Origin of the sequence: Actinoplanes sp. NBRC 101535, assembly GCF_030269225.1 — a bacterium.
Taxonomy (GTDB): domain Bacteria; phylum Actinomycetota; class Actinomycetes; order Mycobacteriales; family Micromonosporaceae; genus Actinoplanes; species Actinoplanes rectilineatus.
This window is the reverse complement of sequence record NZ_BSSY01000013.1, coordinates 83554-107904: the sequence shown is the minus strand read 5'-3', so window position 1 is coordinate 107904 and position 24351 is coordinate 83554. Positions and strand designations below refer to the sequence as shown.

Below are 24351 nucleotides of genomic sequence, written 5' to 3'. Positions count from 1 at the left end.
GGAGAACTCTGCGTAAGCGATCGATCACTATTGCGGAACCAACGGTAGTGGCGCGGACGGCCGGACGGACGGCCCGATTTCGCTTCTGTGGATAACTTCCCGCGTTCTGCCGCCATTGTGGACAGCCGCGGAGCGCCGCACCGTGAATGGCGACGGCGACTTCCGGACGGCGGTGGCGATGACCATGGCGGGGACCCGCGCGGCACGGGCCGGGGCGGGAGTGCTTTTCGGCGTACGCGTAAAACAGCTGGTGACCCTGGAGGCGGTTGTCGCGCTGCTACTCGTCGGCCTCCCACCCGGTCGCGTGGTTCTGGCCCTCATGGTGGGGGTGTCCATGGCGGGCCTGGCCCTCGCTCCGGGCGGTCCGCGTCTCACCGGCCTGGTGTCGTTCCTGCTCCGGCGGCGCCGGACCATGATCCGGGAGCCGGCCGGTCTGCTGCGGCTGGTGGCGCCCGGCACCACCGTGATCACCGCGGAGCTGCCGACCGGCACGGTCGCGTTGCTGGCCGGACCGGAGGGCCTGACCGCGCTGGTGGAGTTGGACGGCCCTTGTCCCGGACTCGACGCGCTGGCACCGCCCGGCGAGCGGCCGCTGGTCACGACGCAACTGGTGCTGACCGGCGTGCCGGGCCCGTCGCCGCTGTCCGGACGTGGTCCCGCCGGTGACTCCTATCGGCGGCTGACCGGCGGCGGGGTGCCGTTCCACCACCGCGCGGTGCTGGCGATCCGGGTCGTCCGGACGAACGATCGTTCCGAGCAGGAGGCGCATCGTTTCCTGCTCGGCCTGCTGCGCCGCCTGTCCCGGCACGCAGGCGCCCGGCCGCTGGACGAGGCCGGGCTGCTCCGGACACTCGCCGAGCTGGCCCGGGTCGACGATTTCCCCGCGGCCGGGCGGGAGACCTGGACGCATCTCCACCTGGGCAAATCGGTGCACGCGACGTTCCGGTGCCGGGCCGCCGACGCCGAGGTGCAAGCTCAGGCGCTGAGTCTGCCGTCGGTCACGACGACGGTCTCGCTCACGACCGGCGCCGAGGCTCTCGTCCGGATCGCGGCGCCGACCGTCGGGATGCTCGAATCCGCAGCTCAGCGGCTCGCCGAACGGGTCGAGACGGTGCGCTGGGACGGCTCGCACCGGCAGGGGTTCGCCGCCACCCTGCCGCTCGGGTTCAGCCCCGGAGCGGACGGCGCCGGAGCACGGTTCCGGGTCGTCGCCGGGGCCGGCTCGCGGATCGGCGTCGCCGAAGTGTCCAGACCGGACGCCGGGCTGGTGGTGGGGCGCAACCGGCACGGGCGGCCCGCGCTCGCCGAGGTCTTCCGGCCGGTGCCGACCCGGGTGCTGCTGGTGGGCGGGATCGCCTGCGCGCAGCTGCTGGTGTTCCGCGCGCTGGCGGTCGGTGCCCGGGTCCTGGTCCGGACCGACCGGCCGGCTCGATGGGAGCCGTTCGTCCTGGGCACGGCGACCACTCCGGGCTCCCTCGTCCTGTCGCCGCCGGAGCGCGCGTTCACGATCACCCCCGGGTCCGCCCTGCGACCGATTCTGATCGTTCAGGACACCGGCCGGGCGGCGCCACCGATCACCGGTTGGCAGACCGTCCTGACCGTCCGGGAGGCGGTCGGCGCCGCGGATCTCCACGCCGCGGCGGAGTCCGACCTCCTTCTTCTGCAGCCGTTACGGGAGAACGAGGCGGTCCTGCTCGGCGACCGGCTCCGCCTGGGTGGGACGGCATCGCTCCTGACCCGCATCACGTCCGGGATGGTCGCGGTGATCGGGCGGCGTTCGGTGCGCTGGGTGGCCCTCAGCCCGACCTCTGTCGAGAAAGTCCTGATCGGTCCGGTGGACCGGCCGGCTGCCCGATAACTGCATACCTGCGATATGCACCGTTAGTGCAGATCCTCCGGATTGTTTCACGACAGTCATATGAAGATCGCGGAGTGTTGTCGCCGCAGGTGGCACTACCGTGACACCATCGCACGCCATGGGCATCCTCATCCGGCTGGTGATCACCGCCGTCTCACTGTGGATCACCACCCTGCTGATCGACGGCATCCGGCTCACCGGCGACTCGACCGCCGGTAAGGTCGGCACGCTTCTCGGCGTCGCCGTGATCTTCGGGGTGGTCAACGCGGTTCTGCGACCGATCATCAAGACCCTCGGCTGCGGCCTCTACGTTCTCACCCTCGGCCTGATCGCGCTCGTCGTCAACGGCCTGCTCTTCCAGCTGACCAGCTGGATCGCCGGCCAGTTCGACCTCGGCTTCCACGTCGACGGGTTCTGGCCCGAGGCGATCCTCGGCGCGCTGATCGTCGGTGTCGTGAGCTGGATCCTCAACGCACTGGTCCCGGACGGCGACGACTGATCCGGCACCGGACCGTCAGGTGGCGCCGCCGATGGTGCCACCTGACGGCGATTGGCCTCGTGACGTAACCCATAAGAGCAAGCCCCGAACCGCCCTCCGCCCCTTACGGTGGGGGCATGAGTGACGAGCGTCGTGGATATCTGTACGGCCTCACCGCGTACCTGATCTGGGGCTTCTTCCCGATCTACTTCAAGCTGCTCCGACCGTCGCCCGCGCTGGAGATCCTCGCGCACCGGGTCCTCTGGTCGGTGCTCTTCGTGGCGGTGCTGCTCACCGCGATGCGCAACTGGCGTTTCCTGCGCCGCATCGTGCGCACCCCACGCCTGCTCGGCGGGGTCACCCTGGCCGCGGTGCTGATCGCGGTGAACTGGGGCACCTACATCTACGGCGTCAACTCGTCCCGGGTCGTCGAGGCGGCCCTGGGCTACTTCATCACGCCGCTGTTCGTGGTCCTGCTCGGCGTCTTCGTGATGCGGGAACGCCTGACCGCACTGCAGTGGACCGCGGTCGGGACCGGTGCTCTGGCGGTGGCGGTCCTGGCCGTCGACTACGGGCGCCTGCCGTACATCGCCCTCACGCTTGCCGCGTCGTTCGGCTGCTACGGACTGATCAAGAAACGACTGTCGCTGCCGCCGAGCGAGGGCCTGTTCGTCGAGTCCGCCGTGCTGGCGGTGCCGGCCCTGGCGTACCTGACCTGGCTGAACCTGTCCGGTGGCGCCTCCGTCGGGCACGTGTCCGCGACGCACACCGCGCTGATGGTGGTCAGCGGCGTGCTCACCGCGATCCCGTTGCTGCTGTTCGCCTCGGCGGCCAACCGGGTGCCGCTGGCCGGTCTCGGCATCCTGCAGTACGTGGCGCCGATCCTCCAGCTCGCCGTCGGTGTGCTGGTCTACCACGAGCCTATGCCGCCGGCCCGCATCGCCGGTTTCAGCCTGGTCTGGGTGGCTCTGATCGTCTTCACCGTGGACGGCATCCGACGTGCCCGGTCCGGGGCGAGGGATCGTGCGGCGGCCGCCGCGACGGCCGCCACCGCCGACGGGTCGGCCGCCGCCGCCCTTCGCTCCCAGTGAGCTGAGGCCTCAACTGAACTGAGGCCTCACCCCGCGGGAGAAATCACTTCACGTCGAGGACGAGCATCTTCGTGTTGTCCAGCCGGACCAGCTCGAACCGGGCCAGCGCGCCCTGCGTGAACCGGGTGCCACCGTCCATGCTGAACTCGGCACCCGGACGGGCCAGCCACGAGCCGAGCTGCTCCTTCTCGCCGTCCGGCCCGTACGCGATCAGCTTGAAGTTGTAGGGCTCGGCGGTGACGCTGTACTCGCACTGCATCCGCACCTTGGTGCCCGACTCGCTGCCGGCGAGCTGGATGGTGGCCGCGATCGGCGACGTCGACTCGATCGAGGACATCGCGACGGCCGGGCCGAACACCGGCTCGGCTGGCGCCTGCTGCCCCATCCACCACCACGCGAACACCCCGCCGCCGAGGACGAGGATCAGCACGATGGAGGCCGCGGTGCTCAGCAGCCGGACCGAGAAGGTCTTGACCCGGCCCTGCGGCTTACGGGGCCGCTCCGGCTCGACGGCATGATCGGGGTCGAGCCACCGGGCGAACTCGTCGGCCTCGAGCCGGTCGAGCATGTCCGGAACCCGGGACAGATCGGCGACCGCCTCCCGGCAGAACGAGCAGGTGGCCAGGTGACGTTCGTACGCGGCACGCTCCGCCGGCGACAGCGCGCCGAGGACGTAGGCGGCGTCATCGTGCCCGTCCTCGCATCGCATCAGATCCGCCTCCCGCCGGCTCACGCTTCCCGGTCTCTGGTACGCGGCGACAGACACGAAGGTTCAACGAACTCTTAAACCTCCACGTCGAAACGTGGCGGCCTCAATCCGGAGCGCTACCACCCGTTCAGGCGGTTGCGGACTCCCCTCCGGACAGCGCCTCGGCCACGTTCCGGGCGGCGGCGGTGAGCTTGGCGCGGACCACGCGGGCCGAGGTCAGCATCTCGGCGGCCGGCATCGAACAGGCCATCACGAGGCGGCGTTCCATGTCGCGATCGGCCACCACGACCACCGAGGCGGAGGCGAGTCCCTGCCGGAACTGCCCCATCTCGATCTGCATCCCGCGGCGTTCACCGGCGGCCAGGTCGGCCTCCAGCGCCTCGGGCGTGGTCAGGGTCGCCGGGGTGAACGCCCGCATCCCGTAGTCGCGCAGGTAGCGCGAGCGCTGGTCGGGGGTGAGGGTGGCCAGCAGCGCCTTGCCGAGCGCGGTGGCGTGGCCGCCCTCGTCGAAGCCGGGGGCCACGTCGTCCAGGAACGGCGAACGGGCACCCTCGGCCGAGGCCGTGACAGCGATCCGCCCACCCACGAATCGCCCCAGGTAGTGGCTGTATCCGCTGTCCAGCGCGGCCCGGCGCAGCGCCTCACCGACGGCGGGCGGCCCGCGGAACGCCGAGACCAGCTCCCGATATCGATCGGCGATCTCCAATCCGACGATGTACGTGCCGTCCTCACGACGGATCACGTACCCCTCGTAGGCGAGTGTTCGCACGAGGTGATAGGTCGTCGCGACGGTCAACTCGCACCGGCGGGCGATCTGTTTCACGGTGAGTCCACGCGGAGCCCGGCCGACCGATTCCAGCACGCGCAGGGCACGCGACACGCTCCGGATGAGATCTGACGGCTCCGCTAGGGGGTCACGCACAGCTACCTCCGTGGCCAGGGACTTACACCATATGAAGAAACGTTCGTCGACGGAATGCCAAAAGCATGTGGATCACGATCGATTTCTACACGCGGTGTGATCATTGGAACTGTCCGCAGCCGGACACCGGAACGATGACTTAGTCTGCGTGGGATGCAAGACCTCGGAACATCGCCGAACGGAACCGCTTCCACCAGCACGAATGCGGTTCGCGCCACGATCGGCGCACTTACCACCACCACCGCTGTTTCGATACCCGTCTTCCTTGTCGGCGGGCTCGCCGTACAGATCGGCGACGAACTCGATTTCTCCCCCGCCGGGCTCGGACTCATCGTTTCCGCCTACTTCGGAGTCAGCGCCCTGGCTTCGGTGCCCGCCGGCGCTCTCGTCGAACGTTACGGATCGACACGTGTCTCTCGACTGGGGGTCGGTCTCGCCGCCGGAGCGCTGATCACGGTCGCCGCGGTGGCGCAGTCGTTCTGGAGCCTGCTGGCGATCCTGGCACTGGGCGCCGGCGCCAACGCGATGGGACAACTGGCCAGCAACACCAGCCTGTCCCGTCATGTCCCGGTTCGCCGCCAGGGGCTGACCTTCGGCATCAAACAGGCCGCCATCCCGATCTGCACGCTGTTGGCCGGCGCGGCCGTACCCGTGCTGGGCCTGACCGTCGGATGGCGCTGGGCCTTCGTCCTGGCCGGTGTGCTGGCCGCCGCAGCCGTGCCGCTGGTCCCCCGCGAACCACGGCTGCCCCGCAAGGCCCGGGAGGCGGGTCAGGCCACCGGCGCCCTGGTGGTCCTCGGCATCGCCGCCACCCTCGCAGCCGCCTCCGCCAACGCCCTGGGCACGTTCGTCGTCTCGTCCGCAGTGGAGCGTGGCATCGCACCCGGGCCGGCCGGCCTGGCACTCACCCTGGGCGGCGCGATCTGCGGGCTGGCCCGCATCGCCGGCGGCTGGCAGGCCGACCTTCGGCCCGGACGGCAGGTCGGAGTGATCGCCGGACTGCTCGCGACCGGAGCCGCCGGACTGCTCCTGCTCGCCGTACCCGGCGAGACAAGCCTGCTGCTCGGCGTCGCCCTCGGCTTCGGTTTCGGTTGGTCCTGGCCGGGCCTGATGAACTTCGCGGTGGTCCGGCTGCATCCCCGGGCGCCGGCCGCCGCCACCTCGATAACCCAGACCGGGGTGTACGCCGGAGGCTGCATCGGTCCGCTCAGCCTGGGCGCGGTCGCCGAGACCGCCGGTTATCCCGCGATGTGGGTGACCGCTGCGGTCGCGATGGTGACCGCAGCCGCGCTGATGCTGGCCGGCAGCAGATTACTCAGCCGGCACGTCCCGAATTGATCAGCTGGTCCGGTCGGCGATGAAGTCGCAGAGCGCCCGCATCGCACGTTTCGGCTCGCCCTCGGGGAGCGGCTCGAGCCGCGCCCGGGCCTCCTCGGCGTAACCCCGGACGGTCTCCCGCGCCCTCTTCATCGCCGCCGACTCGCGCAGCAGCGTCAGCGCCTCGGCGTGCAGGGCGTCGTCGGTGATCGGGCCGGCCGACAGCAGCTCGCGCAGCCGGACCGCGGAGGCGTCGGTGTCGTCGCCGGCCAGAGCGTAGAGCACCGGCAGGGTGGGCACGCCCTCACGCAGGTCGGTGCCGGGCGTCTTGCCCGACTGGACCGACTCGGAGGCGATGTCCAGCAGATCGTCGGAGAGCTGGAACGCGATGCCGATCGTCTCGCCGTAACCCGCCAGGGCCTCGACGTGCTCCCGGCTCGCACCGGAGAACAGGCCGCCGAACCGGGCCGCGGTCGCGATCAGCGACGCGGTCTTCTCCGCGATGACGTGCAGGTGGTGCTCGATCGGATCGGCGTCACGCGGGCCGACCGTCTCGGCGATCTGGCCGTGCACCAGGCGCGCGAAGGTCTGCGCCTGCAGGTGCACCGCCTCGGTGCCCAGGGTGGCCGCCAGGCTCGCGGCCTGCGCGAAGAGGTAGTCACCGACCAGGATCGCCACCGAGTTGCCCCAGCGGGAGTTGGCGCTGGGCGCGCCCCGCCGCACGGCCGCCTCGTCCATGACGTCGTCGTGGTAGAGCGTCGCCAGGTGGGTCAGCTCCACCACGTTGGCCGCGGCCACGATGTTCGGCGACCCGGGGTCACCGAACTGCGCACCGAGTGCGACCAGCAGCGGGCGGAAACGTTTGCCCCCGGCGTCCGCGAGATGGCGTGCGGCCTCGGCCACCAACGGGTCGGCGCTGGACACGTAGCCCCTCAGCGCCTCCTCGACGGCGACCAGCGTCGCCGACACCGACGCGTCCATCACGGGATCGACGTCGAGGCCCAGCGACGACAGCGTCAGATCACCGGTGCTCACCACGCTTCTCACGATGCCATACCGCTCTCACCGTTTCAGTCCCAGGGTGGCGGGGGACAAGGTCAGCTTTTGCGGACCGTGGCCCGGATCGCACGGTAGTCCCGCCACGGAATCTCCGGCCGGTCCCAACCGCGCTTGTCGAGGTAGCGCCGGGTGGCGGCGCGGAAGCCCCGGAGCGTCCGGACCGTCTCCAGGGCACCGGCGCCCCGCCGCCCACCCGGCTCGACCAGGCGCTCCGGAACCAGCAGCCAGCCCCGCTCGTCGGCGGTCAACGTGCCCCGCACGCTCGCGCTGTGCAGCTTGGCGAGTTTCTCGTCGTGGGTGTGCACCAGCAGACCGGCCGGGCCCGCGGCCACCGGCAGGTTCGCCGGCACGACGACCCGGAATCCACCGTCCTCAGCGGTCACCGTGGTCCGGTGCAGCACCGGCGCCCCGGATTCGTCCACAGCGGTCAGCACCACGCTCGGATAGCCCGCCAGCACGTCGGCGCCCAGCAGGTGCGGCTGCGGGGCCGAGTGATCAAACTCGGGCAACGGCCGGTTGACTATCTCGGTCGGCGTCACCGTGATCACCAGGCGCATGAAGTAGAAGTCGGTGAACTTCGTCGCCGGCCAGTCCAGGTACGCCTGCGAACTGGGCTGGCGTTCCATCAGCCGGGCCCAGAGCCGGGCCAGGTCGCCGGACGGCGCGGCCCGGATCTCGTCCGGGCAGCTCGCCTCGCCGCGGACCAGGATCTGCTCGGGGTTCGCCAGGCCGCTGCCCAGCGGGTCGGAGAAGAGCAGCGCCACCCGGGGATCGCGGCGCACGTTGAACGCCTTCTGCGGCAGGCCGATCGAGGTGGTCAGCAGGAACGTGCCGTCCTCGGCCACGATGCCGGTGGTCGGCCAGGCGACCGGCGCGCCGCTCCTCGTCAGGGTGGCGAACTCACAGGTGCGGTAGGAGTCGAGGACCTCACCGACGGACAGGCGAAGGATCAGATCGGACATGCACGTCATCAGAGTGCAGGCCGATCGACGGACGATGGACGGGCGATCGACGTTCCATGACAGCGACGGGCCCCGGTGTGACACCGGGGCCCGTCGATGATCCGTTACGGTCAGCGCACGAACTGTGACGCTTCTCGCGTGAGGTCGATCAGCGGCGACGGGACCACACCCAGCGCCACCGTCACGAGCACGCCCAGACCCAGCACCGCCGAGGTGAGGAAACCCGGGATCGAGACGGCCGGCGTGGACTCGCCCGGCTCGGACAGCCACATCAGCACGACCACCCGCAGGTACGGGAACGCCAGCAACATGCTGGAGATCACTCCGAAGATGACCAGCCAGGTCTGCCCGCCCTCGACCGCCGCGCCGAACACCGCGAACTTGCTGGTGAACCCGCTGGTCATCGGGATACCGGCGAAGGTCAGCAGGATGAAGGTGAAGACGCCGGCGAGCAGTGGACTCTTCCGGCCGATCCCGGCCCACCGGGACAGGTGGGTGGCCTCACCGTCGGCGTCCCGCACCAGGCTGATGATCGCGAACGCGGCGAGCACCGAGAACCCGTACGCGACGAGGTAGAACATCGTCCCGCTCAGGCCCTCCTCGTTGAGCGCCAGCACACCGACCATCAGATACCCGGCGTTCGCGATCGACGAGTACGCCAGCAGCCGCTTCAGGTCGGTCTGGGTGACCGCCAGCACCGCGCCGACGAACATGGTGAGCACCGCGATCACCCCGAGGACCGGCTGGAAGTCCCAGCGCACCCCGTCGAAGGCGACGTACAGGATGCGCAGCAGCGCCCCGAACGCGGCGACCTTGGTGCAGGCCGCCATGAACGCGGTGATCGGCGTCGGGGCGCCCTGGTAGACGTCCGGCGTCCACACGTGGAAGGGCGCCAGCGCCGCCTTGAACAGCAGGCCGATCGCGACCAGGGCCAGGCCGGCGTAGAGCAGGATCTGCGGGCGCTGCGGGTCGGCGACCGCCTCGTGCACCACGTCCAGCTGGATCCCGCCCGCGAAGCCGTAAACGAAGGCCACCCCGAACAGGAAGAACGCCGAGGCGTACGAGCCGAGCAGGAAGTACTTGAGGGCGGCCTCCTGGCTGAGCAGCCGGCGGCGCCGGGCCAGCGCACAGAGCAGGTAGAGCGGCAGCGAGAAGACCTCGAGCGCGACGAACATGGTGAGCAGGTCGTTCGCGGCGACGAAGAGGAGCATCCCGCCGAGCGCGAAGACGCTCAGCGGGTACACCTCGGTGGCGCCCGGACGGCCGGCGGCCTGCTGCTGGTCCTGCTGGGAACCGACGGTGACCGCGGCCTGGGCCACGAACGCGCCGCCCTTCTCGATCGAGCGTTCACCGATCAGCATCAGTGACACCGCGCCGAGCACCAGGATCGCGCCCTGCAGGAACAGGGTCGGCCCGTCCACCGCGACCGCACCGCCGATGGTGATCGTCCGGGTGTTCCGCTCGATCACCACCATCACCAGCGCGGCCACCACGGCGATCATGGCCAGGCCCAGCTGGACGCCGTTGCGCAGCCGGCGTGGGACGACCACCTCGGTCAGGATCCCGAGACACGCCGCCGCGAAGAGGATCAACATGGGCGAGAGTGCGCCGTAGTCGATCGGGGGCAGTTGTACTTCTCCCATGGTCAGCGACCCGCCTTTCCATCTGCCACGGTCGGGACCGGGTCGGTCGTGCCGACGTCCTGCAGAGTCGCCTGGACCGCCGGGTTGATCACGTCGGTGACCGGTTTCGGATAGAAGCCGAGCACCAGGAGCAGGGCGATCAGCGGGGCCACCACGGCCTTCTCGCGCAGCGTGAGGTCCTTGCTCATCGCCGGGACCTCGGTCAGCGCCGGGTTGAGGGTGCCCTGCGTGGTCCGCTGGATCATCCACAGCACGTACGCGGCGGCCAGGACGATGCCCAGGGTGGCCACCACGGCGTACCCCTTGTGGGTGCTGAACGTGCCGATCAGCACCAGGAACTCGCTGACGAACGGCGCGGTCCCGGGCAGCGCGAGGGAGGCCAGGCCGGCGAAGAACAGCACCCCGGCCAGCACCGGCACCAGCCTGCCCGCCCCACCGAAGTCGCTGACCAGCGACGATCCCCGGCGCGCGACGAGCATGCCGACCACGATGAAGAGCAGCCCGGTGGCCAGCCCGTGGTTGACCATGTAGAGCACCGCACCGGTACCGGCCTGCGTGGTGAAGGCGAAGATACCGATACCGATGAAACCGAAGTGCGCGATCGACGTGTACGACACCAGGCGCTTCAGGTCGTTCTGGCCGATCGCGAGCAGGGCCGCGTAGATGATGCCGATGACCGCCAGCACCAGCGCGGCCGGCGCGAACCAGCGGGACGCCTCCGGGAAGAGCGAGAGGCAGTACCGCAGGATGCCGAAGGTGCCGACCTTGTCCATCACGCCGACGAGCAGCGCGGCGGCCCCCGCCGGAGCGGCGCCACCGGAGTCCGGCAGCCAGGTGTGGAACGGGAAGAACGGCGCCTTGATGGCGAACGCGACGAAGAAGCCGAGGAACAGCCAGCGGGCCGTCTCGGTGTCCAGCGTCGCGGCGGCCCCGGCCAGCTCGGCGAAGTCGAAGGTGTGACCGCCGACCACCCACAGACCGATCACCGACGCCAGCATGAACAGGCCGCCGACCAGGCTGTAGAGGAAGAACTTCACCGCGGCGTACTGCTTCTGGCCGGAGCCGAACGATCCGATGATGAAGTACATCGGGATCAGCATGATCTCGAAGAACACGTAGAACAGGAAGACGTCCGCCGCGGCGAAGACCCCGATCATCGTGAACTCGAAGGACAGCAGCAGCGCGAAGTAGGCCGGTGCCGACCGGGTGCTCTGGTCGACGTCGTGCCAGGACGCCAGGATGACGACCGGGAACAGGATCGCGATCAGCATCAGCATGACGAGCGCGATGCCGTCCGCGGCGAAGGTGAAGCTGACACCCCACGCCGGGATCCACGGGTACGACTCGTGGAACTGGAAGCGGTCGCCGTCGATGCTGAACGCGACCCACATGAAGACGCTGAGCACCAGCACGACCAGCGACCAGCCGAGGGCCACCAGCTTGGCCAGTTCGGCTCTGGCCCGCGGGATGAAGGCCACCGCCAGCGCCCCGACCAAGGGCAGCAGCGTCAGAACGCTCAGGAACGGAAAGTCGCTCATGCGAGCCACCCCAACTGGATCGCGAGGAAGGCGCCGACCACCAGGACGGCCCCGGTGAGCATCGACGTCGCGTACGAGCGGACGAATCCGGTCTGGAGCCGGCGCAGCCTGCCGGACCCACCACCGACGGCGGCCGCCAGGCCGTTGACCACTCCGTCGATGCCACGGTTGTCCAGGAACACCAGTGCCCGTGTCAGGTAGATGCCGGGCTTCTCGAAGACCGCCTCGTTGAAGGCGTCGGTGTACAGGTTCTTCCGTGCCGCGGTGACCAGCGCCCCGGCCGGCTGCGGCTCGGTGGCCGTGCCGTTGCGGAAGAGTGCCCAGGCCAGGCCCGCGCCGAGCACCGTCACCAGCAGGGACAGGATGGTGATCACGGTGTGCGAGAGCACGCCGTGCGCGGCCTCCTCGGCGGTCTCGCCGAAGACCGGGTTGAGCCAGTCCGGCACCGAGGTGCTCATCAGCCAGCCGGCACCGATCGAGCCGGCCGCCAGCAGGATCAGCGGAATCGTCATGATCGCCGGCGACTCGTGCGGATGCTCGATGTCGTCGGTCCAGCGGGCCGGGCCGTGGAACGTCAGCACGAAGAGCCGGGTCATGTAGAACGCGGTCAGGCCGGCACCGATCAGCGCGGCCAGCCCGAACGTCCAGGCCTCCCAGGTCACCTCGCGCTCGAACGCGGCCGCGATGATCGGCTCCTTGGAGAAGAAGCCGGACAGCGGCGGGATGCCGATGATCGCCAGCCAGCCGGTGGCGAACGTGATCCAGGTGATCCGCATGTGCTTCGACAGCGCACCGAACCGCCGGATGTCGACCTGGTCGCGCATCCCGTGCATGACCGAGCCGGCGCCGAGGAACATGTTGGCCTTGAAGAAGCCGTGCGCCAGCAGGTGCACGATGGCCAGCGCGTACGCCGCCCCACCGAGCCCGACACCGAGGAACATGTAGCCGATCTGACTCACCGTCGACCAGGCGAGGATCCGCTTGATGTCGTCCTTGGCGGAGCCGATGACACAGCCGATCAGCAGGGTCAGCGCGCCGACACTCACCACGACCAGCTGCAGCGTGGTGTTCGCCGAGAAGATCGGGTTGGACCGGGCCACCAGGTAGACGCCGGCGGTGACCATGGTCGCCGCGTGGATCAGGGCGGAGACCGGGGTCGGGCCCTCCATCGCGTCCGGCAGCCACGCCTGCAGCGGGAACTGGCCGGACTTGCCGCATGCGCCGAGCAGGAGCAGCAGCCCCATGACCAAGATCGTGCCGGCGGCCAGCGAGGAGACCCCGTTGAAGACGTCGGCGTACTGCGTGCTGCCCAACTCGGTGAACATCAGGAAGATGCCGATGGCCAGGCCGGCGTCGCCGACCCGGTTCATCAGGAACGCCTTCTTACCGGCGGTGGCCGCCGACGGCTTGGTGTACCAGAACGAGATCAGCAGGTACGACGCCAGACCGACGCCCTCCCAGCCGAAGTACAGCATCACGTAGTTGTTGCCCAGCACCAGCAGCAACATCGCCGCGACGAAGAGGTTGAAGTAGGCGAAGAACTTCCGGCGCCCCGGGTCGTGCGCCATGTAACCGACGGCGTACAGGTGGATCAACGAGCCGACGCCCGTGATCAGCAGGACGAAAACACCGGAGAGCGGGTCGAGGAGCAGTCCGAAGTCGACGTTCAGACCGCCGACCACGATGAAGTCCCAGAGACTCAGCTCGGCCGAGCGCGCACCGTCCTCCAGGCCGGCCAGAGCCGAGAAGGAGACCAGCCCGATGACGAACGAACTCGCCACCGCGACCACGCCGAGCCAGTGTCCCCACCGGTCGGCCCGCTTGCCGAGCAGCAGCAGGATCGCGGCGCTGGCCAGCGGAATCGCGACCAGCAGCCAGATCCCGCTCAACACCCCCGTCGCCGGGGCGTACTCCACTGTCTGTTCCACAGGAGGCCCCTTCAGTACTTGAGGAGGTTGGCGTCGTCGACGCTCGCCGAGCGCCGCGTACGGAAGATCGACATGATGATGGCCAGGCCGACCACGACCTCGGCGGCCGCGACGACCATCACGAAGAACGAAATGATCTGGCCGTCCAGGCCGCCGTTGATCCGGCTGAAGGTGACCAGCGACAGGTTCGCGGCGTTGAGCATCAGCTCGATGCACATGAACAGCACGATGGCGTTGCGGCGGACCAGCACCCCGGCGGCGCCGATGGTGAACAGGACGGCCGCCAGCACCAGGTAGTAGTAGGGAGTCACTTCTCGGTTCCCTTCGGCGCCGCCTCGGAGGCCGTCAGCTCGCGTACCGGCAGGATCGGCGAGAGGCTGCGCTCGGCGCCGTTGCCGTCCGGTAGGCGGGCGGGCGCGGCCACCGACATGGTGTTGGCGTACACGCCGGGGCCGGCCTTCGGCGCCGGGTGGTTGCCCGGGCGGAACCGCCGGCGCATCAGCGTGACCTGATCGAGCTTCTCCTCCTGGGGCCGCTCCACGTGCGCCAGGATCATCGCGCCGACGGCGGCCGTGATGAGCAGCGCGGAGGTCACCTCGAAGGCGAAGACGTACCGGGTGAACAGCAGCGAGGCCAGGCCCTGGACGTTGCCGTTCGCGTTCGCCGCGTCCAGGCCGGCCGACGGTACCCCGCCCAGCGAGCGGGCCAGACCGGTGGCGACCAGCCCGGCGAAGGCGATGCCGAGCACCACCGCGGCGAGCCGCTGGCCGCGCAACGTCTCGATCAGCGAGTCCGAGGCGTCCCGGCCGACGAGCATCAGCACGAACAGGAAAAGCATCATGATCGCGCCGGTGTAGACGATGATCTGCACGAACCCGAGGAACGGCGCCGCGTTGATCACATAGAGGAAGCCCAGATTGAGCATGGTGAGGACCAGCCAGAGTGCGGAGTGCACCGCGTTGCGGGCCAGCACCATGCCGAGCGCCCCGATCACCGCGAGCGAACCGAGGATCCAGAACGCGACCTGTTCACCGGTGGACACATCGCTCATTCCGGGCCCTCCTGGACGAGGGGCGCCCGTTCGGCGCCGATCGAGGTGCCCGGGTTGGTGAGCGCACCGACGTAGTAGTCCTTGTCGGTCTCACCGAGGCGCATCGGGTGGGGCGGCTGCTCCATGCCCGGCAGCAGCGGCGCCAGCAGCTCGTTCTTCGTGAAGATCAGATCCTGGCGGTTGTCCCGGGCCAGCTCGTACTCGTTGCTCATGGTGAGCGAGCGGGTCGGGCAGGCCTCGATGCAGAGCCCGCAGAAGATGCACCGGGCGTAGTTGATCTGGTAGATCTTCGCGTACCGCTCACCGGGCGAGAACCGCTGCTCGTCGGTGTTGTCGCCACCCTCGACGTAGATCGCGTCGGCCGGGCAGGCCCAGGCGCACAGCTCGCAGCCGATGCACTTCTCCAGACCGTCCGGATGCCGGTTCAGGATGTGCCGCCCGTGGTAGCGCGGCGCCGGCTTGGGTGGGGAGAACGGATAGTCGGTCGTGATCACCTTGCGGAACATGTGCGCGAAGGTCACGCCGAAGCCCTTGAAGGAGCCGGTCACGGTGCCCACGTCACACCTCCTTCGATTCGGAGTCGCCGCCGACGGTCGCCGGGGCCCGTTCGGCCACGGCTCGGCGGGCACGTGGGCTCGGCGGGACCTGGAGGTCCATCGGGGGAACCGGGAAACTGCCCGGCGGACGGTGGGCCAGCTGCTCCTCGATCGACAGCTGCCGTGGTTTCTTCTTGGCCGGCCAGCCCCAGGCCAACGCCAGGACGGTCACCGAGATGACCCCGGTCGTGATCCACCGGGCCTCGTCGGAGAGGGCACCGCTGCGGACCACCTTGATGAAGGCCAGGGCGAGGATCCAGATCAGGTTGATCGGGATCAGCACCTTCCAGCCGAAGCGCATGAACTGGTCGTAGCGCATCCGGGGCAGCGTGGCCCGCAGCCAGATGAAGCCGAAGAGCAGGATCAGCACCTTGCCGAAGAACCAGAGCAGCGCCCAGTACCCGGAGTTGGCGCCCTCCCAGACCGCGGTGATCGGCCACGGGGCCCGCCAGCCGCCCAGGAACAGCGTCGTGCAGAACGCCGAGACGGTGATCATGTTGATGTACTCGGCCAGGAAGAAGAGCGCGAACTTGAACGACGAGTACTCCGTGTGGAAGCCGCCGACCAGCTCCGACTCCGCCTCCGGCAGGTCGAACGGCGCCCGGTTGGTCTCGCCGACCGCCGCGATCAGGTAGATCAGGAAACTCGGCAGGAGCTGCACGGCGTACCAGCCGGGGGTCGTCACCGTCACCCCGAACATCTCCACCGGCTCGCCGTGCGCCTGCGCCTTGACGATCTGCGAGGTGCTCATCGTGCCCGCGGTCATGAACACCGCCACGATGGACAGACCCATCGCGACCTCGTACGAGATCATCTGCGCACTCGACCGCAGACCACCGAGCAGCGGATACGTCGAGCCGCTGGCCCAGCCGGCAAGCACCACGCCGTACACCGCCATCGACGAGCAGGCGAGCAGCACCAGCACCGAGACCGGCACGTCGGTGAGCTGCAGCGCGGTCTGGTGACCGAACATGTTCACCACGCCGCCGAACGGGATCACGGCGAACGCGGTGAACGCCACGGTCGCCGAGATCACCGGAGCGATGAAGTAGACCACCTTGTCGGCGGTCTTCGGGATGATCTCCTCCTTGAACGGCAGCTTGAGGCCGTCGGTGAGGCTCTGCAACCAGCCCTTGGGGCCGACCTGGTTGGGGCCCGGCCGGACCGCCATCCGGGCCACGACCTTGCGCTCGTAGTTGATCGTGAACAGCGTCAGGAGCAGAAGCAGCACGAACAGGCCGAGCAGCTTGATCAGCGAGATCCACCAGAGGTCGTTCTCGAACGTCTCCAGCGACGGATCGACCGCATGCGCCGCCAGAATCACACCATCGGTCATCAGAGCACCCCCTCGGCGAGGATCGGACCCGGAACCCCGGCCGTCAGGCGGACCACGCTCCCGGCGGTGACGCCGAGACTGCGCCGGACCGTCGAGCCCGGCGAGTTCGTCGGCAGCCAGACCACCCGCGGCGGCAGGTCGCCGATCGCGGCCGGCAGCGTGACGCCACCCCGGTCGGTGCTCACCGTGACCAGGTCGCCGTCGCTCAGGCCCAGCTCCTCGGCCAGCTCCTTGCCGATCCGGGCGACCGGCGGGCGGGCGGTACCGCCCAGGATCTCGTCGCCGTCGAGCAGCGAACCCAGATCGATCAGCTGGTGCCAGGTGGCGAGGACCGCCTCCCGGTCACCCGGTTCCGGCGCCTCGACCGGATGCACCTCGGGGTGCGCCGGGCGTCCCGCGCCACCGGACGGCACGCCGCCCAGCTCCCGCCGGATCGCCTGCACGTCACCGGTGTTCAGGGTGACGTCGAGCAGCGCCGCGATGGCCTCCAGCACCCGGCCGTCGGTCATCGCCGTGCTCTTCAGGACCGCGCCGAAGGAGCGCAGCCGCCCCTCCCAGTCCATGTAGGCGCCGGCCTTCTCGACGGACGGCGCCACCGGCAGGACCACGTCGGCCCGCCGGGTCACCGCGCTCTGCCGCATCTCCAGGCTGACCACGAACGGCGCCGCGTCCAGCGCGGCCTCGGCCAGCGCAGGATCGGACAGGTCCGCCGGGTCCACGCCGCCGACCAGCAGGCCGCCGAGCGTGCCGTCCACCGCCGCCGTCAGGATCGCGTCGGTGTCCCGGCCGGGCGTACCGCTCAGCACACCCGGGTCGAGCCGCCAGGCCAGCGACAACTCGGCGCGGGCCGCGGTGTCGGTCACCGGACGGCCACCGGGCAGCAGGTTGGGCAGGCAACCGGTCTCGAGCGCGCCGCGGTCACCGGCCCGGCGCGGCACCCACACCAGCCGGGCGCCGGTGCGGGTGGCCAGCGCGGCCGCCGCGGAGAGACCACCCGGCACGGTGGCCAGGCGCTCACCGACGATCAGCAGGGCGCCGGGCGTGCTCAGCGCGCCGGCGACCGCCGGATCGGTGTTCAGGAGCCGGGCCTCACTGCCGGGCACGGCCGCGACGACACTCGCGCCGAGTTTCTCCCAGCCCCTCGATGCGTACGCCGTGAGCGCCGTGACCCGGAGCGACCCGCGACGGTGACCCTTACGCAGTCGCAGGAAGAGGATCGGGCACTCCTCCTCCGGTTCCAGTCCGACGATCACCGTGGACGGCGCGTTCTCCACGTCGTCGTACGTCACGCCGGTCGACCCGGCGACCATGGCGGCCAGGAAGTCGGCCTCCTCGGTGCTGGTCAGCGGCGAGCCGGTGGCCCGGATCGGGCGGGACCGGAAGTCGACGTCGTTGGAGCCGAGCACGATCCGGGTGAACTTCGCGTACGCATACGCGTCCTCGACGGTGAGCCGCCCACCGGGCAGCACGCCCACGCCGCGCGACCGTGCGGCCCGCAGGCCCTCGGCCGCCGCGAGCAGCGCCTCACTCCAGGACGCCTCGCGCAGTTCGCCCTTCACCCGGATCAGCGGTGTCATGATCCGGTCGGTGGCGGTGGCGTACCGGAATCCCCACCGGCCCTTGTCGCAGTTCCACTCCTCGTTGACGGCCGGGTCGTCACCGGCCAGCCGGCGCAGCACCTTGCCGCGGCGGTGGTCGGTGCGCTGCGAGCAGCCGGCCGCGCAGTGCTCGCAGGCGCTCGGCGTGGAGACCAGGTCGAACGGTCGGGCCCGGAACCGGTACTGCTCGCCGGTGAGCGCGCCCACCGGGCAGATCTGGATGGTGTTGCCGGAGAAGTACGAGTTGAACGGGACGTCCCCCTCGCCCTCGCCGACCTGGCCGTCACCGGTGCCGTCGCCGCCGAAGAAGTCGTCCCGGTAGACGTTGATCTGCTCGCCGGAGGAACGGTCCATCAGGTCGATGAACTTGTCGCCGGCGATCTCCTCGGAGAACCGGGTGCAGCGCTGGCAGAGCACGCAGCGTTCGCGGTCCAGCAGCACCTGGCTGGAGATGTGGATCGGCTTCTCGTATTCCCGCTTCTTCTCCTGGAAGCGGGACTCGGCGCGTCCGCTGCTCATCGCCTGGTTCTGCAACGGGCACTCGCCGCCCTTGTCGCAGGTCGGGCAGTCCAGCGGGTGGTTGATCAGCAGCAGTTCCATGATGCCGGCCTGGGCCTTCTCGGCCACCGCCGAACTGCGCTGGGTCTTGACCACCATGCCCTCGGCCACCGTCTGGGTGCAGGAGGCGATCGGTTTGCGCTGGCCCTCCACCTCGACGAGGCACTGGCGGCAGGCGCCGGCCGGGGCGAGCAGCGGGTGGTCGCAGAACCGCGGGATGGCGATGCCCATCCGCTCGGCGACCCGGATGACCAGCTCACCCTTCGCGGCCTGCACCTCGACGCCGTCGATGGTGAGCGTGACGGTGTCGGCCTTCTTGGCTACATCTGTCATCAGTGGGCCCCCACCAGGCTCTTCTCGGACAGCCGCGGGGCGGTCCTGCCCTCGATGTAGCCGAGGTAGTCCTGCCGGAACCACTTGAGCGTGGAGACCACCGGGGTGGCCGCGCCGTCGCCGAGACCGCAGAACGCGCGCCCGAAGATGTTGTCCGCGGTGTCCTGCAGGGTGTCCAGGTCGGCGTAGGTGCCCTGGCCGGCGAGGATCCGCCGGTAGGTGCGGACCATCCAGTAGTTGCCCTCCCGGCACGGGGTGCACTTGCCGCACGACTCGTGGTGGTAGAACTCCAGCCACCGCCACGTGTTGTAGACCGGGCAGTCCTGGTCCGAGAAGATCTGCATGGCCGTGGTGCCGAGGATCGATCCGGCCGCCGCGACGCCCTCGAAGTCCATCGCGGTGTCGATGTGCTCGGCGGTCAGCATCGGCGTCGACGAGCCGCCCGGTGTCCAGAATTTCAGCTGGTGGCCCGGTTGCATGCCACCGGCCAGTTCGAGCAGTTCCCGCAGGGTGATGCCGAGGCCGCATTCGTATTGACCCGGGTTCACGACCCGGCCGGAGAGCGAGTAGATCATCGGGCCGGCCGATTTCTCGGTGCCCATGCTCTTCCACCAGTCCGCACCGCCCAGCACGATGTACGGCACGCTGGCGATGGTCCCGACGTTGTTGACCACGGTCGGGCTCGCGTACAGGCCGGCGATGGCCGGGAAGGGCGGGCGCAGCCGAGGCTGGCCGCGGTAACCCTCCAGCGAGTCGAGCAGCGCGGTCTCCTCGCCGCAGATGTACGCCCCGGCGCCGCTGTGCACGACGAGTTCCAGGTCGAACCCGGTGCCGAGGATGTTCTCGCCGAGGTAGCCCGCCGCGTACGCCTCCTTGACCGCGTTGCGCAGCCGGCGTGCGGCGTGCACCGCCTCACCGCGGATGTAGATGAACGCCCGGCTCGCCCGGATCGCGTAGGAGGCGATGATCGCGCCCTCCACCAGCGAGTGCGGGTCGTACGTCATCAGCGGCAGGTCCTTGCAGGTCCCCGGCTCGCCCTCGTCCGCATTGATCACCAGGTAGTGCGGCTTGCCGTCGCCCTGCGGGATGAAGCCCCACTTCAGGCCGGTCGGGAAGCCCGCGCCACCACGGCCGCGCAGGCCGGAGTCCTTGATCAGTTGGATCAGGTCGTCCGGGTGCACGTCCAGTGCCTTGCGCAGCGCCTGGTAACCGTCGAGTCGTTCGTAGACGCCGATCTGCCAGGCGTCCGGCGAGAGCCAGCGCTTGGTCAGGACCGGGGTGAGCTTCTGGAGGACTTCCGGCCGTGGCTGGGTCATTTCTCCTCCTCCTTCTTCTTGCCACCGGGAGTGGTGCCGCCGGGGACGATCTGCTTGTGCTCGGCGGTGCGCTGGCTGACGATCCGTTCGCCGCGGGTGCTGTCACCGGCCGGTTTGCCGTCGCCGGCCGGCTCGTTGGTGGCCACACCGGCCTTCTCCGCGGGCGTGACGACCGCGTCCGGCGCGCCCTCGCGGGCCGGTTTGGTCCTGGTGATCGGGGTCTCCGGGTCGAAGTCCGCCACCGCGATGCCGTGCTGCTGGGCCAGCGTCACGCCGCGCAGCGTCGGAGCGCCGGCCACCCCGTCGCCGACCGCGCCCTCCCGCGGATCGGCGAAGCCGGCCAGCTGGAACGCCATGTCGCGCAGCGAGCAGATCCGGGCGCCCCGGGCCGGCACCGGACGTTCCCCTCGGGTCAGGCTGTCGACCAGTTCGACCGCCGAGGCGGGCGTGGCCTGGTCGACGGTGAAGTCGTAGTTGACCGTCACCACCGGGGCGTAGTCGCAGGCCGCCAGGCATTCGGCGTGTTCCAGCGTGATCCGGCCGTCGGCCGTGGTCTCGTTGTTGCCGATGCCGAGGTGCTCGGCCAGGCCGTCGTAGACCTCCTGGCCGCCCATCACGTTGCACAGGGTGTTGGTGCAGACGCTGACCAGGTATTCGCCGGTCGGCTTGCGCTTGTACATGGTGTAGAAGGTCGCCACCGCGCCGACCTGGGCCTTGTTGACGCCCAGGATGTCGGCGCAGAATGCCACACCGGCCGGGGTGACGTAGCCCTCCTCGGTCTGCACCAGGTGCAGCAGCGGGAGCAGGGCCGAGCGTTCCCGGCCGGCCGGGTAGCGGGCCAGGATCTCGGTCGCCGGCTCGAGCAGCCGCTCGGCGAGCGGCGCGGCCGCCGGAGAGAATTCCACCGTCGTCATCAGCGGTCACACCCACCCATCACGGGGTCCAGGGAGGCGCCGCCGGCGATCACGTCGGCGAGCAGCGCCCCCTCGGCCATCGCGGGGATGGCCTGAAGGTTGACGAAGCTCGGGTCGCGGTAGTGCACCCGGTACGGGTGGGTGCCGCCGTCCGAGACCGCGTGTACGCCGAGTTCGCCACGCGGATGCTCGATCCCGACATAGACTTGACCAGGCGGAACTCGGAAGCCCTCGGTCACGAGCTTGAAGTGGTGGATGAGCGACTCCATCGACTGCCCCATGATCTTGGCGACGTGTTCGAGGGAGTTGCCGAGTCCGTCCAGGCCGAGCGCGAGCTGCGACGGCCAGGCGATCTTCTTGTCGGCGATCCAGATCGGTCCCGGCTGGAGACGGTCGAGTGCCTGCTCAACGATCTTGAGCGACTCGCGGATCTCGGCGATCCGGACCAGGTACCGCCCCCACACGTCGGCGGTGGTCGCCGTCGGCACGTCGAACTCGTAGTTCTCGTAACCGCAGTACGGCATCGTCTTGCGCAGGTCCCAGGGCAGGCCGGCCGAGCGCAGCACCGGGCCGGTGATGCCCAGCGACAGACAACCGGTGACGTCCAGGACGGCGACGCCCTGAGTGCGCTGCTGCCAGATGATCTGGCCGGAGAGCATCGCCTCGTATTCCTTGAGCTTCTTCGGCATGTACGCGAGGAAGTCCCGGATCTTGCGGATCGCGGACTCCGGCACGTCCTGCGAGAGGCCGCCGGGACGGATGTAGCCGTTGTTCATCCGCAGGCCGGAGGTCTCCTCGAAGATGTCGAGGATGTACTCGCGCTCGCGGAAGCCGTACAGCATCATCGAGATCGCGCCGAGCTCCATGCCGGTGGTGGCCAGCCAGACCAGGTGCGAGGCGATCCGCTGCAGCTCCATGAACATGACCCGGATCGTGGTGGCCCGGTCGGTGATCTGGTCGGTGATGCCGAGCAGCTTCTCCACCGCGAGGCAGTAGCCCACCTCGTTGAACATGTTGGAGAGGTAGTCCATCCGGGTCACGAAGGTGACGCCCTGCGTCCAGTTGCGGTATTCGAGGTTCTTCTCGATGCCGGTGTGCAGGTAACCGATCACCGGGCGGACCTCGGTGACCGTCTCGCCCTCGAGTTCCAGGACCAGCCGGAGCACTCCGTGGGTGGACGGGTGCTGCGGCCCCATGTTCACGACGATCTTCTCGTTGCTCAGCGGGTCGACGCTCGCCGTGAGGTCGTCCCAGTCCCCGCCGGTGACGGTGAAGACCCGCCCCTCGGTCGTCTCGCGCGTGCTGGCGTATTCCGATGTCGTCACTGGTAGACCCTCCGCTGGTCGGGCGGCGGGATCTCGGCACCCTTGTATTCCACGGGAACGCCGCCGAGTGGGTAGTCCTTGCGCTGGGGGTGGCCCTCCCAGTCGTCCGGCATCAGGATCCGGGTGAGATTGGGGTGCCCGGCGAAGACGACGCCGAACATGTCGTAGATCTCGCGCTCCTGCCAGTCCGACGTGGGGTAGACGCCGGTGACGCTGGGGATCGCGACGCCGTCCGCGACGGCCACCTCGAGACGCACCCGCCGGCGGTACGTCATCGAAGTCAATTGATAGGACACGTGGAATCTGCGCTCGTCGGTTCCCAGGTAGTCCACCGCGTCGACCGACGAGCAGAGCTCGAACCGCAACGACTCGTCGTCGCGCATTACCTGACAGACATCCGTGATTGTTTCGGGCCTGAGGTGGAGTGTGAGTTCCGCCCTATCCACGACCACTTTCTCGATGGATTCGGAGAGGGCCGGATATGCTTCCTCCAACGCGTCATAGACGTCGTCGAAATATCCGCCGTAAGGCCGCGGGCTGTCAAAAACAGCAGGTCGGGGGCGGACGAGGCGACCGAAACCGGAGACGTCGCCGGTGCCCTTGACGCCGAACATGCCCTTCTCGGGGCTGGGTGGTGCCTGTGCGGGCGCGCCGATATTCGCACCCGCCGATGCGGTGACGGGAACGCCACTCTCGGTGCCGGATTGAATGCTCATCTGCCCCCCTCCCGCAAATGTGGCTGCAACTTCATCCAGTTCTCGATCCGCAATTGCTCCTCACGGCCCTCCTTGACGGCCTGTGTCCATTCCGCACGACGCACCTTGTCGACGCGGTAGGACGAGGGCATGGCTCCGGGCGCGACGACGGGAACATCACCCGCGGCGACCCTGGCCTCCAGCATCTTGCGGCCGTTGGGCCCGAGTGGTTGCGCCATCACCTTCTCGCGCATCTTGAGGATCGCGTCGATGAGCATCTCGGGTCGAGGTGGACAGCCCGGCAGATAGACGTCGACCGGGACGATGTGGTCGACGCCCTGGACGATCGCGTAGTTGTTGAACATGCCGCCGGACGAGGCGCAGACCCCCATCGAGATCACCGAGCGGGGTTCCGGCATCTGGTCGTAGATCTGCCGGACGACCGGGGCCATCTTCTGACTGACCCGTCCCGCCACGATCATCAGATCCGCCTGGCGGGGTGAGGCCCGGAACACCTCCATCCCCCAGCGCCCCAGGTCGTAGTGAGGGCCGCCGGCCGCCATCATCTCGATGGCGCAACAGGCGAGGCCGAAGGTGGCGCCCCAGAACGACGACTTGCGGGCCCAGTTGGACAGCTTCTCCACCGAGGTGAGGAGGATGCCGCTCGGCAGCTTCTCTTCGATTCCCATGGTTATCAGTCCCAGTTGAGGCCGCCGCGCCGCCACACGTACGCGTAGGCGATGAAGACGGTGACGATGAAGAGGACCATCTCCACGAACCCGAACAGGCCGAGCGCGCTGAAGTGGACGGCCCACGGATAGAGGAAGATCGTCTCGATGTCGAAGATGATGAAGAGCATCGCGGTCAGGTAGAACTTCACCGGAAACCGGCCCCCGCCGATCGGCTGGGGGGCGGGCTCGATGCCGCACTCGTACGCGTCCAGCTTGGCTCGGTTGAACCGCTTGGGACCCACGACGGGTGCGATCGACACCGAGAACAACGCGAAGAGCGCGCCGAGGATCAGCAACCCGACGATCGGGACATAAGGGTTGATCGTCATGTTCACTCCCGTACGACGTTAGTCGTTTCACACTAGTTTCTACGCTTTTGCAGTCCTTTGCTCG

General features: G+C 69.1%; 22 protein-coding genes. 4 read left to right on the top strand and 18 right to left on the bottom strand.

All coding sequences use genetic code 11. From position 1 onward, the window contains the following. The first annotated feature begins 142 nt into the window (after positions 1 to 142). The 3 genes from QSK32_RS30770 to rarD all read left to right on the top strand — a co-directional run bounded on the left by QSK32_RS30770 (position 143) and on the right by rarD (position 3427). Positions 143 to 1858, top strand: coding sequence for a type VII secretion protein EccE (locus tag QSK32_RS30770; protein WP_285473871.1), 1716 nt, complete (start codon positions 143 to 145; stop codon positions 1856 to 1858). Positions 1859 to 1976: 118 nt separating this feature from the next. Further along, positions 1977 to 2357, top strand: a complete 381-nt coding sequence (locus QSK32_RS30765) for a phage holin family protein (protein ID WP_045740503.1) — start codon at positions 1977 to 1979, stop codon at positions 2355 to 2357. A 116-nt stretch (positions 2358 to 2473) separates the two neighbouring features. After that, on the top strand, positions 2474 to 3427 hold the full coding sequence (gene rarD, locus QSK32_RS30760) for an EamA family transporter RarD (protein WP_045740502.1): 954 nt from the start codon (positions 2474 to 2476) through the stop codon (positions 3425 to 3427). 43 nt (positions 3428 to 3470) lie between these two features. Here the strand turns inward: rarD and QSK32_RS30755 are convergent, their stop codons facing one another. Together QSK32_RS30755 and QSK32_RS30750 are read right to left on the bottom strand one after the other, a co-directional pair. Continuing rightward, positions 3471 to 4160, bottom strand: coding sequence for an anti-sigma factor (locus QSK32_RS30755; protein ID WP_285473870.1), 690 nt, complete (start codon positions 4158 to 4160; stop codon positions 3471 to 3473). A gap of 103 nt (positions 4161 to 4263) precedes the next feature. Then, positions 4264 to 5058, bottom strand: a complete 795-nt coding sequence (locus tag QSK32_RS30750; RefSeq protein WP_045740501.1) for an IclR family transcriptional regulator — start codon at positions 5056 to 5058, stop codon at positions 4264 to 4266. A gap of 153 nt (positions 5059 to 5211) precedes the next feature. Here QSK32_RS30750 and QSK32_RS30745 point away from each other — a divergent pair, with 153 nt between their 5' ends. Further along, the gene (locus QSK32_RS30745; protein WP_285473869.1) at positions 5212 to 6396 is read left to right on the top strand and encodes an MFS transporter; all 1185 of its coding nucleotides are present in this window, start codon (positions 5212 to 5214) and stop codon (positions 6394 to 6396) included. Here QSK32_RS30745 and QSK32_RS30740 read toward each other — a convergent pair whose 3' ends face one another. The 16 genes from QSK32_RS30740 to QSK32_RS30665 form a co-directional block, all read right to left on the bottom strand. Then, positions 6397 to 7356, bottom strand: a complete 960-nt coding sequence (locus tag QSK32_RS30740; RefSeq protein WP_285473926.1) for a polyprenyl synthetase family protein — start codon at positions 7354 to 7356, stop codon at positions 6397 to 6399. 116 nt (positions 7357 to 7472) lie between these two features. Continuing rightward, the gene (locus QSK32_RS30735; protein WP_285473868.1) at positions 7473 to 8396 is read right to left on the bottom strand and encodes a pyridoxamine 5'-phosphate oxidase family protein; all 924 of its coding nucleotides are present in this window, start codon (positions 8394 to 8396) and stop codon (positions 7473 to 7475) included. A gap of 110 nt (positions 8397 to 8506) precedes the next feature. After that, the gene (gene nuoN, locus QSK32_RS30730) at positions 8507 to 10039 is read right to left on the bottom strand and encodes an NADH-quinone oxidoreductase subunit NuoN (protein WP_045740497.1); all 1533 of its coding nucleotides are present in this window, start codon (positions 10037 to 10039) and stop codon (positions 8507 to 8509) included. Between the two features lie 2 nt (positions 10040 to 10041). Further along, a complete protein-coding gene (locus QSK32_RS30725) occupies positions 10042 to 11577 on the bottom strand; it encodes an NADH-quinone oxidoreductase subunit M (protein WP_285473867.1) in 1536 nt (511 codons plus the stop codon). Continuing rightward, entirely contained in the window at positions 11574 to 13505 is a 1932-nt protein-coding gene (gene nuoL, locus QSK32_RS30720) for an NADH-quinone oxidoreductase subunit L (protein WP_083448801.1), read from the bottom strand. Before nuoL ends, QSK32_RS30725 begins: the two co-directional genes overlap by 4 nt. An 11-nt stretch (positions 13506 to 13516) precedes the next feature. Next, entirely contained in the window at positions 13517 to 13816 is a 300-nt protein-coding gene (nuoK, locus tag QSK32_RS30715; RefSeq protein ID WP_045740495.1) for an NADH-quinone oxidoreductase subunit NuoK, read from the bottom strand. Next, positions 13813 to 14556, bottom strand: coding sequence for an NADH-quinone oxidoreductase subunit J (locus QSK32_RS30710; RefSeq protein WP_045740494.1), 744 nt, complete (start codon positions 14554 to 14556; stop codon positions 13813 to 13815). Before QSK32_RS30710 ends, nuoK begins: the two co-directional genes overlap by 4 nt. After that, positions 14553 to 15113: an NADH-quinone oxidoreductase subunit NuoI gene (nuoI, locus tag QSK32_RS30705; RefSeq protein ID WP_045740493.1), complete on the bottom strand. Its 561-nt coding sequence runs from the start codon at positions 15111 to 15113 to the stop codon at positions 14553 to 14555. The genes QSK32_RS30710 and nuoI overlap by 4 nt, the downstream gene beginning before the upstream one ends. Position 15114: 1 nt before the next feature. Beyond that, positions 15115 to 16488 (bottom strand): NADH-quinone oxidoreductase subunit NuoH, encoded by a 1374-nt coding sequence (gene nuoH / locus QSK32_RS30700; RefSeq protein WP_045740492.1) that lies wholly within the window; start codon positions 16486 to 16488, stop codon positions 15115 to 15117. Then, complete coding sequence (locus QSK32_RS30695; RefSeq protein WP_285473866.1) at positions 16488 to 18977, bottom strand: NADH-quinone oxidoreductase subunit G; 2490 nt, start codon at positions 18975 to 18977, stop codon at positions 16488 to 16490. Before QSK32_RS30695 ends, nuoH begins: the two co-directional genes overlap by 1 nt. After that, the gene (gene nuoF, locus QSK32_RS30690; protein ID WP_045740490.1) at positions 18977 to 20293 is read right to left on the bottom strand and encodes an NADH-quinone oxidoreductase subunit NuoF; all 1317 of its coding nucleotides are present in this window, start codon (positions 20291 to 20293) and stop codon (positions 18977 to 18979) included. Before nuoF ends, QSK32_RS30695 begins: the two co-directional genes overlap by 1 nt. After that, complete coding sequence (gene nuoE, locus QSK32_RS30685; protein WP_285473865.1) at positions 20290 to 21207, bottom strand: NADH-quinone oxidoreductase subunit NuoE; 918 nt, start codon at positions 21205 to 21207, stop codon at positions 20290 to 20292. The genes nuoF and nuoE overlap by 4 nt, the downstream gene beginning before the upstream one ends. Next, positions 21207 to 22532, bottom strand: coding sequence for an NADH-quinone oxidoreductase subunit D (locus tag QSK32_RS30680; RefSeq protein ID WP_045740488.1), 1326 nt, complete (start codon positions 22530 to 22532; stop codon positions 21207 to 21209). Before QSK32_RS30680 ends, nuoE begins: the two co-directional genes overlap by 1 nt. Continuing rightward, positions 22529 to 23248, bottom strand: coding sequence for an NADH-quinone oxidoreductase subunit C (locus QSK32_RS30675; protein ID WP_285473864.1), 720 nt, complete (start codon positions 23246 to 23248; stop codon positions 22529 to 22531). The genes QSK32_RS30680 and QSK32_RS30675 overlap by 4 nt, the downstream gene beginning before the upstream one ends. Continuing rightward, complete coding sequence (locus QSK32_RS30670) at positions 23245 to 23916, bottom strand: NuoB/complex I 20 kDa subunit family protein (protein WP_045740486.1); 672 nt, start codon at positions 23914 to 23916, stop codon at positions 23245 to 23247. Before QSK32_RS30670 ends, QSK32_RS30675 begins: the two co-directional genes overlap by 4 nt. A 5-nt stretch (positions 23917 to 23921) precedes the next feature. After that, positions 23922 to 24287: an NADH-quinone oxidoreductase subunit A gene (locus QSK32_RS30665; protein ID WP_157410783.1), complete on the bottom strand. Its 366-nt coding sequence runs from the start codon at positions 24285 to 24287 to the stop codon at positions 23922 to 23924. Positions 24288 to 24351 lie beyond the last annotated feature (64 nt).